12 protein-coding genes are annotated in these 12,935 nt (G+C 47.9%); 4 read left to right on the plus strand and 8 right to left on the minus strand.

Translation table 11 applies throughout. The features are described from left to right. Window positions 1–993: 993 nt before the first annotated feature. From QZ918_RS09070 to QZ918_RS09080, 3 genes are all read right to left on the minus strand, one after another. Window positions 994–1,215: a hypothetical protein gene (locus QZ918_RS09070; protein ID WP_293333746.1), complete on the minus strand. Its 222-nt coding sequence runs from the start codon at window positions 1,213–1,215 to the stop codon at window positions 994–996. Then, entirely contained in the window at window positions 1,212–2,981 is a 1,770-nt protein-coding gene (locus QZ918_RS09075) for a S8 family peptidase (protein ID WP_293333749.1), read from the minus strand. The genes QZ918_RS09070 and QZ918_RS09075 overlap by 4 nt, the downstream gene beginning before the upstream one ends. A gap of 67 nt (window positions 2,982–3,048) precedes the next feature. After that, window positions 3,049–3,186: a hypothetical protein gene (locus QZ918_RS09080; protein ID WP_293143760.1), complete on the minus strand. Its 138-nt coding sequence runs from the start codon at window positions 3,184–3,186 to the stop codon at window positions 3,049–3,051. Window positions 3,187–3,235: 49 nt separating this feature from the next. Between QZ918_RS09080 and QZ918_RS09085 the strand changes: the two genes are divergently transcribed. Further along, window positions 3,236–3,652: a hypothetical protein gene (locus QZ918_RS09085; protein WP_293333752.1), complete on the plus strand. Its 417-nt coding sequence runs from the start codon at window positions 3,236–3,238 to the stop codon at window positions 3,650–3,652. 317 nt (window positions 3,653–3,969) lie between these two features. Then, window positions 3,970–5,697: a pentapeptide repeat-containing protein gene (locus tag QZ918_RS09090; protein ID WP_293333755.1), complete on the plus strand. Its 1,728-nt coding sequence runs from the start codon at window positions 3,970–3,972 to the stop codon at window positions 5,695–5,697. A gap of 198 nt (window positions 5,698–5,895) precedes the next feature. Here the strand turns inward: QZ918_RS09090 and QZ918_RS09095 are convergent, their stop codons facing one another. The 3 genes from QZ918_RS09095 to QZ918_RS09105 all read right to left on the minus strand — a co-directional run bounded on the left by QZ918_RS09095 (window position 5,896) and on the right by QZ918_RS09105 (window position 9,147). Continuing rightward, a complete protein-coding gene (locus QZ918_RS09095) occupies window positions 5,896–6,345 on the minus strand; it encodes an REP-associated tyrosine transposase (RefSeq protein WP_293333758.1) in 450 nt (149 codons plus the stop codon). 13 nt (window positions 6,346–6,358) lie between these two features. After that, on the minus strand, window positions 6,359–6,565 hold the full coding sequence (locus QZ918_RS09100) for a hypothetical protein (RefSeq protein ID WP_293333761.1): 207 nt from the start codon (window positions 6,563–6,565) through the stop codon (window positions 6,359–6,361). Window positions 6,566–7,053: 488 nt separating this feature from the next. Next, the gene (locus QZ918_RS09105; protein ID WP_293333764.1) at window positions 7,054–9,147 is read right to left on the minus strand and encodes a HEAT repeat domain-containing protein; all 2,094 of its coding nucleotides are present in this window, start codon (window positions 9,145–9,147) and stop codon (window positions 7,054–7,056) included. Between the two features lie 173 nt (window positions 9,148–9,320). Between QZ918_RS09105 and QZ918_RS09110 the strand changes: the two genes are divergently transcribed. Beyond that, on the plus strand, window positions 9,321–9,482 hold the full coding sequence (locus QZ918_RS09110) for a hypothetical protein (protein ID WP_293333766.1): 162 nt from the start codon (window positions 9,321–9,323) through the stop codon (window positions 9,480–9,482). Window positions 9,483–9,484: 2 nt separating this feature from the next. Here QZ918_RS09110 and nirD read toward each other — a convergent pair whose 3' ends face one another. Then, complete coding sequence (gene nirD / locus QZ918_RS09115) at window positions 9,485–9,844, minus strand: nitrite reductase small subunit NirD (RefSeq protein ID WP_293143783.1); 360 nt, start codon at window positions 9,842–9,844, stop codon at window positions 9,485–9,487. A 150-nt stretch (window positions 9,845–9,994) separates the two neighbouring features. Between nirD and QZ918_RS09120 the strand changes: the two genes are divergently transcribed. Then, complete coding sequence (locus QZ918_RS09120; protein ID WP_293333769.1) at window positions 9,995–10,180, plus strand: hypothetical protein; 186 nt, start codon at window positions 9,995–9,997, stop codon at window positions 10,178–10,180. A 177-nt stretch (window positions 10,181–10,357) separates the two neighbouring features. Here QZ918_RS09120 and nirB read toward each other — a convergent pair whose 3' ends face one another. Then, window positions 10,358–12,910, minus strand: coding sequence for a nitrite reductase large subunit NirB (gene nirB, locus QZ918_RS09125; RefSeq protein ID WP_293333772.1), 2,553 nt, complete (start codon window positions 12,908–12,910; stop codon window positions 10,358–10,360). Window positions 12,911–12,935 lie beyond the last annotated feature (25 nt).

Below are 12,935 nucleotides of genomic sequence, written 5' to 3' on the forward strand. Positions count from 1 at the left end.
GCAAATCCGATTGCATAGCCCTGTATTCATGTCCATCTTCTCTCTCTGTGCCCTCTGCGCTCTCTGCGGTTAAATAATTCCGATCCAACCGGAAACGATATCAAGCCATCAATTTTGACTAATTTCCGAAACTATCCCGAAAGAGGTACGGTGCTACCGGAGACTAAATTAGTAGATGCACCCTGATTAATTAACTCCCAACCAATTTTGGCCTGGGAGTTTTTTTTTGAGCGATCGCACCTCAGAGCAAATCCGATTGCATAGCCCTGTATTCATGTCCATCTTCTCTCTCTGTGCCCTCTGCGCTCTCTGCGGTTAAATAATTCCGATCCAACCGGAAACGATATCAAGCCATCAATTTTGACTAATTTCCCAAACAGTCCGGAACGAGGTAATGTCGCGCCGGAGATTAGATTAGTAGATGCACCCTGATTAATTAACTCCCGACCAATTTTGGCCGGGTTTTTTTTGTGTTAAGGCTGATGCTGAAAAAAAATTGAGGTGATTTTCCGGATTGCGCTGGAATTCTGAGGAAGCTTAATTGGTAGATGCACCCTGATTAATTAACTCCCGACCAATTTTGGCCGGGTTTTTTTTGGCAAAAATTAGATATATAGCATTTATCAGAAAGATGAGGTATGACTGACAGCTTATATAACTACTAAACTCAGAGGGCTCTCTTCCCAACAACGTCCGCGAATCTTTGTGATAACCGCTATATAGCAATCCTAAATGATTCATCAAGATTTGTAGGGGTAGTACCCCCGTGCCTACCCCAGCACATAAGGGCGATCGCGGGGCAAGCGAGCCCCTACAGGCATTACGCGAGAAATGTTGAAAGAAACTAAGTTGTTCAAATAAATTTTCTAAATTTTCCTGAATGTGGTGCTGTCGGAGCGGAGTTTAAATTATGTAGATGCACCCTGATTAATAAACCCCAGCCAATTTTGGCCGGGGTTTTTTTTGAGCGAAAGTTGGAGGGAGTCGATCGACCTACAACAGATCGAAAGACTGCACCTCAAGCACCGGGCCGATCATCGCAAAAGTCATTACATCCTTGCGGATTTCACCTGTGACGCTGACTTTCAGGCTAGCTTTTTTCAACTCAGAAGGAGCATCCTTAAGTTCGTAAGTTTCCCCATCTTCGCCGACTAAAGCCCAAGTGCCCGGGCCTAATCCTTTGCGTTCAATTTCGCCTTTGACTGTAATACTCATGCTGACTGTGCCTCTGTTTTAATTGCCAAACGTGCCAATCCAAAACACAACAAAGCATTGACAATCAAGAATGTTTGTGCTACTAAACCAGTTCCCAATCCCCAAACTGAGGGAGAGAGAATAGCATTGACTGCTAAACAGCTAGCAAAGCCGATCGAAGTTGCGATCGCGATCCACTTCCACTCTCTGTGTCCCAACAGCAAAACAATCAAAATGCCGGGAATCAAAACGCTAGCAAATAAGGGATTGAGCATACTGCTGCCGTTAATTGCACCGCCGAGTTCGGGGATAGAACTACCCATGATTCTCATCGGCCACTGCGGCAAGTCAAATACAAACAAGTTGCGGAGGAAACAGAAGCCAGAACTTCCAGCAATCAAGCCGCCGGAAAAGCCCCAAGTCCAGGCGAAGGGGAAATAATTCCGCAAAATGAAAGCCAGCAGGTAAGAACCGAGCACCATGGCAATTTTTGGCAACAGGGCGACTGCACCGCCGTCAATCCAGAAGCGGGGGCTGAGATAGCCGTTGTCGCGCAGCCAGCGGAAGAAGTCGCGGAAGTTGATTTGTCCGCGCTGGGCTAGCTGAACTGCTGCGCCTGCGTCTAGATGTCCCGAACCAAAATGGTTTAAGGGGTCTTCTGTGACATTTCGCGAGGATTGCAAGAGTATGCTGCGAATTTGGTCTGGTTCTGTGATGCCCGAGGCTTTGATCAGGGCTGCTACGCCGGCGACGTGGGGAGAAGCCATGCTGGTGCCTTGGTAGGCTTCAAAAATTTCGTTGCCGGTTTCTGGGTCGATCGTACTTTGCAGAATTTTGCCTAGTTCTGAACCACCGGGGGCAGAAATGTCAACCCCGGCGCCGAAATTGGAATAATCGGCTTTTTCTTCGTTGGGGCCGAGGGCGGAAACGCCGATGACGTGGGGATAGCGGGCGGGATAGGAGGCGGAACTTTCGCCGGAGTTGCCTGCGGCTGCGATGATGACAACGCCTTTAGAGTGGGCGTAGTCGATCGCCTCTGCCATTAACTGACTTTCGCCGCCGCCGCCTAAACTCATGTTGATGACATCTGCGCCATTGTCTGCTGCAAATTTAATTGCTTCGGCAATGTCGGAAACTGTACCGCCACCGCTGCCGCTTAATACTTTCAGAGGCATTAAAGATGCTTCGTAGGCGATGCCTGCGACGCCGTAGTTGTTGTTAGTTGATTGGGCGACGGTACCTGCGACGTGAGTGCCGTGGCCGTTGTCATCGTAGGCTTCGGGGCGATCGTTTACAAAGTCGTAGCCCGGTACAAACTTGGTTTCTTTTAAGTCGGCAACGGGGGTAATGCCCGTGTCAATTATCGCTACTGTCGTACCGCTGCCTTTGGTTTCGTTCCAGGCAGATTCTACGTTGATGCTGCGAAGATTCCACTGCTTGGTATACATGGGGTCGTTGGGAATCTCGAAAGCGCTGTATACGTAGTTCGGTTCAATGTATTCGGTATCTTTAGCCAAATTTGATTTTCTCAGGGCGTTTAGCAAAGTGCGATCGCCCTTGACAACATACACATTATCTGATGCTGAGAATTCGCTGTTGAGTTGCGGTGCGATTTGGTACTGTTGGGCGAGTTCTTCTACTCGTTTTGCAACATTAGGATTACCGATATCTTCGCGGAAATCCAGCACAATCGAGTCGTAAGTGCCTTGAGTAGCCAGTCCTGGGAAATTTGAAATCGCCCAGCCGAGCCCGATTAAAAATAAGCACAAAAGGAAAAACTTTTTCATGGCCGATCGTCCGTTTAGGGAAGGCTTGTTCACAACAATAACCCAATTTTCAGCGCGATCGCCAGTTTTACGGGTGGCGGCTGCTGGATGACTCGCGCACAGGCGTTTGGTATTTGTCGGCCGTGGCTGTCGATCGAGGGAAAATTGCTGGAGTTTCTAGTTTAAATTTCCGAGCAAGTTTTAGGGGTTCAATCAATTGTATCATTAAAGTAGATGGCAAACAAAACCGGGAGTATTTTCAACAAGGATATTGCATGGAAAGAGGTTTAATGTGGCTGCCGCTGCTGGCACTTTTTATTGCTCTGGCTTGGGCTGGATGGAACGAGTATCAAAAGTTAGAAGCGTATCGGGTCTGGGCGGAACAATTTGCCAAGGCAAAGTACGATATTTATGCTGTACTCGGTCAGCAAGAAGACTGTTTGACTTGGGGGAAACCTACTCGCAGCGGCCCTGTGAATTTGCAAAGTTTTTCTTTGAAAAATGTGCAGTCGCTGCGGCTCTTAGTTAACGGTGCCGTGGTAGATTTAGAATCGCCGCCGAATTCTGGAAAGGCGATTGCCCTAGAATTTTTGTTGAAAGATGCTGCTTCGGTGCAGGTTCCTTTTACAGAAATTCCTCTAGCGACTAAATGGGCAAAGTATTTGCAGCAGGAATTGCAGCGCTTTCTCTAAGATTATTCAATCAGGGCAATTGCTGAATCAGATGATTTTCCGTATTAAATTGGTTTGTAGTGAGGAATGCGAGTCCGCATAAAATCCGAGGACTAAAGTCCTCACTACAAACGTATTAAATTGGTTTGTAGTGAGGACTTCAGTCCGCATAAAATCCGAGGACTAAAGTCCTCACTACAAACGTATTAAATTGGTTTGTAGTGAGGACTTCAGTCCGCATAAAATCCGAGGACTAAAGTCCTCACTACAAACGAGAGAATGGTTATTTTACCAGACTAGAAATAGTTTTTTTCCTTCCCCTTCCCCTTCCCCTGCGAATGCAAATACAGGAATTTTTACAGCGCTACCAAGAGGGAGAGCGCAACTTTGCTCATATTGACCTCAGCGGTGCTAGTTTAAGCGGTGTCAACCTTCGAGAAATAGACTTAACTGGTGCTAACTTGACGGGTGCTAATTTGAGCTGGTCTTTTTTGAGCAATGCTAAGTTAATTGGGGCTTGTTTGCGCCGCGCGGATCTCCGCAGTGCGGGGATGGCTGGGGCGAATCTGACTGGGGCAAATTTGAGCGGAGCAAATCTTGCGAAAGCAGATTTGCGTCTTGGTTGTTTGGAAGCAGCGGATCTTAATTGGGCGGCGCTGTGCGAAGCGGATTTGGGCGGTGCTAATCTTCAAGGAGTTAAATCTGACCAAATTAATTTGGAAAAAGCTAAACTCGACGGCGCGCAGTTGATGATGGCGGAATTGATGGAGGCGAATCTCAACCGCGCGAGTCTTGTTGGTGCTAATTTGACGGGTGCTAATTTGCGGGAAGCGCATTTGGTGGAAGCGAATTTGCGATCGGCAATTTTGAGCGGTGCAAATTTGATTGAAGCTGATTTGAATGGTGCGATTTTGCGATCGGCAAATCTGACGGGCGCTGACTTGCACCGAGCTGTGCTGGCGGGGGCGGATTTGACTGAGGCGGTGCTGGATCGGGCTGATTTGAGTCGAGCGAATCTGGCGGGTGCTTATTTATTGAAAGCGAGTTTTAAGCAGGCGCTTTTGCTGCGAGCTAACTTGCAAGAAGTGTATTTGCTGCGGGCGGATTTGAGCGAGGCTAATTTACGCAGTGCTGATTTGCGGAAAGCTGATTTAAGCGGCGCTTATTTGGTGGATTCGATGTTGGCTGAAGCGGATTTAAGAGAAGCTTGTTTGATTGAGTGCCATTTAATTCGGACGGATTTGGAGGGGGCGCAGCTTACGGGGTGCTGCATTCAAAATTGGCAGGTTCAAGAGGTCGATCTGTCGAAAGTTAACTGTCGTTATGTTTTTACTGACTTTGATTATACTGCAAAAGTTGTGGCAAATCGCTTTCCGGTCGATCGCGATTTTGAGTCTGGGGAATTGGGACAGCAGTATCACGAAGAAAGTTCGATTGTGGAGGTGTGTTTTGGTGAGTTTCCTAATTGGGAGGCTTTGGTATTTACGGTGCGTCGGGTGGAGTTAGAGAGTTGCGAACTTCAGTTGAACATTCAATTTTTTGAGTCTGCCCGAGAGCAAAATTTACTGCGGCTGAGCGCGAACCGTTTGGTGAATGGTAAGATTTTGGGCGATCGCATATTGGCGCTTTATCCAGATATGTTGGAAAAGGTTTTAGCTAAGGGCGCTGAAATTTTGATTTTGCTGGGATTGGCTGTTGCGGATAACGGTTCGCAGCAGGAGTCAGCAACACCGCAGCCACCGAGGCCGCTCCCAAAAGAGGTGTTGCTCAGAAGACAGGAAATCTACGAGCGAATGGTGCGCCAAATTTCGTTTATTTTGATGTCTCAGACGCCGGATAAATTCTCTGAAAGCGTACAGCGGTTGTTGGATTATTTGAAGCAGCAAGGTGTTCCGACAGAGCAGATTCAGAAGAAAGTCATCAGTCAGGCGATCGTGGAGCGGGCCAAGCAAGACGCGGGTTTTCGGGAACAGTTGTTGAGGTGGGAGAAAACGGCGTCGGCGAGTATTCGCTGTTCGATGATGGGGGAAGCGGTGCGATTTGCGATCGCCCTTTTGTGGGAATAAATAGGGAGCATCTCAGTTTTGCATTTAGAGTGCTGTCCCCATTCGCCTATTGTACACGCGAGCGGGGACGCTCGCACTACAAAAAAAGCTTTTTACAAAACTGAGATGTACCCAATGAATATAGGTGTTCTGGGAATGAATATAGGTGTTTTGAGAATAAATTGATCGCGAGCGGGGACAGCACTTTTTGTCGTCAGATTAGCTGTTTTCCCATAAAAAAGGATATTTTTCAGGCGTATCTGACAAGTTAGCTTTGACAGGATTTTGTTTAATATATTCCCAGGTATTGATAAACTGTTGGTGGCTGTTAATAATTTCGGCGTGTCGCCCATCTTGCCAAACTTTACCGATATGCTTCATTACTTTAGGGATTTCTGTAGAACTAAAGCCTTTAAGACTATGCAGCAGGCTTCCAATTGACCAGTTTTGAGAGTTAGACTTTGGAAAAGGCTGAAGCAAAAGATGTACGTGATCTGGCATAATAACGGCAGCGAATAGTTGATATCTTTGGTTGTGAAAGTGCAAGGTAGAATCTAGAACAACTTGTCGAGCTGGTGGAGTTAGTTCTAGTCTTTCCCAGGTAACGAAGGTTATGAAATGGATGTTTTTGGGAAGTGGTAATTGAATAAAATCTTGTTTGAATGACATTGATTTACCTCATTTAATTGCAAATTGGATTGAGTGCGAGGGACGGCGTGGAAAAATTGGCAAAAATCGCCGGAAATCCCACAGTGCGAGCGTCCCCGCTCGCGTGGAAAATAACCCCCGCTCGCAGGTCAAAATTGGCAAAAATTGCCGGAAATCCCACAGTGCGAGCGTCCCCGCTCGCGGGAAAGAATAGCCCCCGCTCGCGGATCAAAATTGGCAAAAATCGCCGGAAATCCTACAGTGCGAGCGTCCCCGCTCGCGTGGAAAAATACCCATCGCTCGCGTGGAAAAATACCCATCGCTCGCGGATCAAAATTGGCAAAAATCGCCGGAAATTCCACAGTGCGAGCGTCCCCGCTCGCGGGAAAGAATAGCCCACTCGCGGGCAAAAATCAACAAAGATTGTCGGAAATCCCACAGTGCGAGCGGGGACGCTCGCGTGGAAAAATACCCATCGCTCGCGTGGAAAAATACCCATCGCTCGCGTGGAAAAATCAACATCAATTCGGTGCAAGAATCAACATCAATCGTGCGGCAAAATCAATATATATAGCCTTTCTTAAAAAGATGAGGTATGACTGACAGCTTATATAACCACTAAACTAAGAAGGGCTCTCTTCCCAACAACATACCTCATCTTTCTGAGCACCGTTATAAATAGCCCGATGCCCGATGCCCGATGCCCGATGCCCGATGCCCCATGACTAATTACCAATCTTGACTCGCCAACCGGCGGCCCGCTAAAGCCCGCACTTGCTCGTCTGCATCGGAAACTGCGAGCGATCGCACCAATCGCAAAGTTTCCTCATTTTCGGGATAATGTTCGATAATTGCTTCGAGTGCTGTAAACCGGGGATTGTAAGCAAAAGAACCTGTTCTATCGTAGGCATCGGTAAGAGCTCTGTGGCGCAAAAACTCAAACATTCCCGGTTCGTCCTTCCATCCCCGAATTAACTCTACCAGAGCGATCGCCCGCACTTGCGAATCATCATCCTGCTCGGCCCTAATTTTCAGCCACTCAAAAGTTTGAGACTCATTTGTCCGCCCCCGGGCTAACTTTTGCAAAGCAATTTTCCTGACAGCCGAACTCTCATCGCCCTCTGCTTTAGCCTCCAACATCCGCAAAGTCTCAGCACCATCGGGCCAATTGCGAGCGAGTTCCTGCACCGCCACCTCACGCACCTCCTCATCCCCAGCCTCAAGCTGTATTTTCAACCAAGACAAGGTTTCCGGATCTTGTGGCCATCCCCGCGCTATTTCTCGCACCAGCACGCTCAGCAAGTGAGAATTGGGCTCCGACTCCGCTAGTTGTTTGAGAAAAGGCAGCGTCTCGCCCCGGTGTCCCCAGACTCTTCCTATCTGTTCCACCGCAGTTTCTCGGACGTTGATGTGTCTGTCTGATTGGGCCAGAATTTTCAACCATTCAAAGACTTCGAGACTGGCTGACGGTAAGGTGGCTGCGGCTGCAACTACCACTTGCCGCACAGTCCAATAATCATCTGAGTTCGCAATTTTTTGCAGCAGGGGCAGTGTCTCTGGGCTGTCGGGCCAACAGGAAGCAATTTGTTGCAAGGCTATTTCGCGCAGTTCGGCGTCGAGATCGCTCGTAGCTATATTTTGCAAAAAAGCCAGAGTTTCGGGCTTAGATGGCCAGCCAGAGGCAATTCCTTGGACTGCCGCCTGCCGGACGGTGGAACTCGCGTCGGACTGGGCGAGACTTTTCAGCAGCGGGTAAATATCTGGTTCGCCCGGCCAGCGCGAGGCCAATTCTTCGATCGCCGCTGTTCGCACTTCTTCGTTGCTGTCGGAGGTGGCTAGGGTTTTCAGCAGCAAGCAAACCTCGTCATCGGCGGGCCAGCCCGCTGCCAATTCCCGCACCGCTACTGTTCGCAGGGTAGAACTTCCTGTCTGGGCAAGGTTTTTGAGCTGGGATACCGTGCCTAAAACGCTGTGCCAACCTCTGGCTATTTCTTGCCACGCTACGACTCGCACTCCCAAATTTTCGTCGGATTCGGCGGCAGTTCTCAGCAGCAGCAAGGTATCTGTGCGATCGCGCCAATGAGAGGCCAACTGTTCCAGGGCGCAGGTGCGGACGGCGGGACTGCGATCGGATTGAGCCAGAACCGCCAGCAGCGGCAAGGTATCGCTGTTAGAGGGCCAACCAGAAGCCATTTCTTCGATTGCAGCCGATCGCACTGCCCAGCTTCGATCGGATTTAGCGAGGTTTTTGAGCATCAGATAAATTTCTGGATCGTCAGGCCAACCGCAGGCTATCGCTTTGACTGCTGTGGCGCGGACTTCGCCGCTGTCGCTGGAGTGTGCTAGTATTTTGAGCCAAGGCAGGGTTTGCGGGTCGTTTTTCCAAGTTTGGGCGATCGCGGCGATCGATCGATAGCGAATTTGATAAGTTTCCTGCAATTCTTCAGCGCTTTGATAAAGAATCAGAAAAACCGTACCGTATTGCGATAACTTTTTTAAAGCGTTTAACAGTTTTTTTTCGGTTGTTTCATTGATGCCATTTTTAACTCTTGATAGGCATTCTGCTGCTAACAATAAATTAATAAATTTTTCTTGTTGACCATTTTGAGTTATCAAATATTCTATAACTTCGCTCGCTGTTTCTTTGTCGAGCTTGGCTGCAATTTCTTGGAGAAATTCGTGCAAAGATTCGTCTCGCCAGTGCTGGCCGAAAACCTGTGTTTGGACTTGGGCCCCAGTCAGTTGACCTGTTTTGAGTTGTACCTCGATTAACTCTGCTACTGTCTGGGGATGATTTTCGGCAACAAGTTTTTTGAACAACATACTGATATCCTACCCCCTAAAGTTTGTTTGCATTGAAAATCTGAAATAAGACGCTCGCGGTTGAAAAGGCTTCTAGAGATACAAAACCCGCTTGTATAGCGGATAGAAAACCGAGTGGTTGAAATTACTCTATCTTCTTTACACCGTGCAGGCGGACGAAAGTTTGACTGTAGATGCGATTTCTACCGCTGTCCGATCCAGATTGTAGTATGCAGCCGATCGACTCTATTTTATATCAAAACTACTGGGTCGATCGCGCCCCAATGCAAAATCCGCCATCACCCAATCGGAATGTTGGGTGTTGGCGGATAAATCTCGAACAATTGGGGGGTTGAATCTAGCTAGCTGCTACTTGAACGCGATCGCCTGCAACCCGAACCCGAAAAGTCGGAATTGTTACCGTTTCATCGTCCAAACACTGGCCAGTAGCCAAGCTAAAATTCTGCTTGTAAATCGGAGAAGCAACTTTGAGAGTGCCGCTGCGATCGCCCACAAGTCCTCGGGACAACACAAAAGCCTTGCTAAACGGGTCGTAATTGCTCAAAGCATACAGTTCATCCCCGTTTCCCACTCGGAAAACAGCCACTTGTTCCCCAGCCACCAAAGCACAAACTCCTGTATTTGGGGCGATCGCATCCAGAGAGCACACATCTACCCAAGTTGTTACTGTATCGGAAACCTGTAATGATTGAACCATTTTTTTTCCTGTTAATTTAATACAATTTCCTTCCCAATTTCCAGTTAAAAACCGCTAAATTGGTTTGTAGTGAGGACTTCAGTCCTCTTAAAACTCCTGCGGACTAAAGTCCTCATTACAAACGTTATCACGGTGAATTGGTTTGTAGTGATGACTTCAGTCCTCCTAACACTTCTGCGGACTAAAGTCCTCACTACAAACCCGATCGCGCTAAATTGGTTTGTAGTGAGGACTTCAGTCCTCCTAACACTCCTGCGGACTAAAGTCCTCAAACCCGATCGCGCTAAATTGGTTTGTAGTGAGGACTTCAGTCCTCTTAAAACTCCTGCGGACTAAAGTCCTCAAACCCGATCGCGCTAAATTGGTTTGTAGTGAGGACTTCAGTCCTCTTAAAACTCCTGCGGACTAAAGTCCTCACTACAAACGTTATCACGCTAAATTGGTTTGTAGTGAGGACTTCAGTCCTCTTAAAACTCCTGCGGACTAAAGTCCTCACTACAAACCCGATCGCTGTTATTTATCCGAAACTCCAGCTATGGCCTTTTCATGCTCGTAAGCAGGGCGAGTTTGTCCCCGTTCCTCGACACGAACAATACTCGGATCTGGCAAATCGGAATTCACAAAATGCTGGAATCGCTGCACCTTTTGCGGGTCTTCAATCGTCGTTTTCCACTCGCATTGATAAGTATTCACCAAATGCTCCATCTGCGCCTCCAACTCTGCACAAATGCCCAGAGAATCCTCAACAACCACCTGCTTTAAGTATTCAATTCCGCCCTCAAGCTTGTTCAACCAAGTAGCAGTACGTTCCAAACGATCCGCCGTGCGAATGTAGAAGACTAAAAAGCGATCGATATACTTAATCAAAGTTTCCTTATCGATATCCGCCGCCAGCAAAACCGCGTGCTGCGGCTTAATTCCGCCGTTACCGCACACGTACAAATTCCAACCATTCTCAGTAGCAATAATCCCAAAATCCTTGCTTTGAGCTTCCGCGCATTCGCGAGTGCAGCCCGACACAGCAGACTTAAATTTGTGAGGAGCTCGCAAACCGCGATAGCGCAACTCAACCTCGATCGCCAAACTCGTTGAATCCTGCACCCCAAAGCGGCACCAAGTGCTGCCAACACAAGATTTGACAGTTCGCAAAGCCTTACCGTAAGCGTGGCCAGACTCAAATCCCGCATCAATCAAGCGGTGCCAAATATGCGGCAACTGATCCACCCGAGCACCAAGCAAATCGATCCGCTGTCCCCCAGTAATCTTAGTATAAAGCCCAAAATCCCTGGCAACTTCTCCCAAAGCAATCAACTTCTCCGGCGTAATTTCTCCACCCGGGATTCGCGGTATCACCGAATAAGTACCGTCGCGCTGAATGTTTGCCAAATAGTAATCGTTGGTATCTTGCAAACCGACGTGAGACTTCTCTAGAATATGGTCGTTCCAAGTAGAAGCCAGCATCGAAGCCACAGCAGGCTTGCAAATTTCGCAGCCGCGCCCTTTGCCGTGTTTGGCGATCGTCTCATCAAAGCTTTTCAGCTCTTGAGAGCGCACCAAATGGTACAATTCTTGACGGGAAAACTCAAAATGTTCGCAGAGATGATTTTTGACCGCAACCCCGGCTTTCTTCATCTCCGACTTAAAGATATCCGTCACCAAAGGCACGCAACCGCCGCAGCCCGTACCAGCTTGAGTGCATTTCTTGACACTGCCGACATCTGTTAAATTGCGATCGCGAATCGCCTCACAAATCTGCCCTTTACTAACATTATTGCAAGAACAAATTTGAGCAGAATCCGGCAGACTCTCCACACCAAAACCAGCAGGTGCTCCGCCTTCGCGCGGTGGCATCAACAAATCTTCAGGATGCGGTGGCAAAGCAATTTCATTTTGCATGAATTGCAGCAAAGTGCCGTAAGCAGAAGCATCTCCGACGAGAATCCCGCCTAAAATCCGGCTACCATCTTGATTTAAAACTAATTTCTTGTAAGTGCCTTGGAAATTGTCAGCAACAACAATCTCTTTAGCACCGGCAGAATGTGCAAAAGCATCACCAAAACTCGCCACATCCACACCCAAAAGTTTCAGTTTTGTGGACATATCCGCACCAGTGAAAGTGCTAGTGCTGTCATCCGCAGCGCTGCTCAAAATATCCGCTGCTACGCCCGCCATTGTATACCCAGGAGCAACTAAGCCGTAGATGCGATTTTGATAAAGCGCGCATTCGCCGATCGCATAAATATCAGAATCCGAAGTTTGGCAGCGATCGTTAATCGTAATACCGCCCCTTTCTCCCACTTCAATCCCGCAACCTCGGGCAATTTCATCCCGAGGGCGAATACCAGCAGAAAACACAATCATATCCGTTGCCAATTCCGAACCATCAGCAAACAGCATTTTAGTAACTTTGCCATCTTCGCTGACAATTTCAGTGGTAGATTTGCTCGTGTAAACCGAAACCCCCAACTCCTCAATTTTGTTGCGGAGAATCGCACCACCAACCTCGTCAACTTGCACGGGCATCAGCCGCGATGCAAACTCAACCACATGAGTTTTCAAACCCATATTTTGCAGAGCATTAGCGCATTCTAAACCCAACAAACCGCCGCCAATTACTACACCTGTTTTGCAATTTTTAGCATAATCTGACATCGCCTCCAAGTCATCAATTGTCCGGTAAACAAAAGTGCCGGCCGCATCTTTGCCTTTAATGGGCGGTACGAAGGGATAGGAACCCGTGGCGAGAACAATTTTGTCGTAGGGAACCTCTAAACCGTTAGCTGAAGAGACAGTTTTTTGTTCGCGATTGATGGCGACTGCTTTGTCACCGATATGAATTTGAATGCCATTTTCTTGATAAAATCCTGGTGCAACTAGAGATAAATCTCCCGCAGTTTTGCCAGAGAAAAATCCGCTGAGGTTTACGCGATCGTAAGCAACCCGTTGCTCTTCACAGAAAGTAATTAAATTCCAGCGTTTGGCAGCATCCGAACTCACCATTAACTCTAGGAACTTGTGACCTACCATGCCATTGCCGATTACAATCAGGTTTTTTTTGGCTGTCATTAGAATCTCTTTTATCTCGTTTATC

It is taken from the genome of Microcoleus sp. CAWBG58, assembly GCF_020883045.1.
Lineage (GTDB): Bacteria > Cyanobacteriota > Cyanobacteriia > Cyanobacteriales > Microcoleaceae > Microcoleus.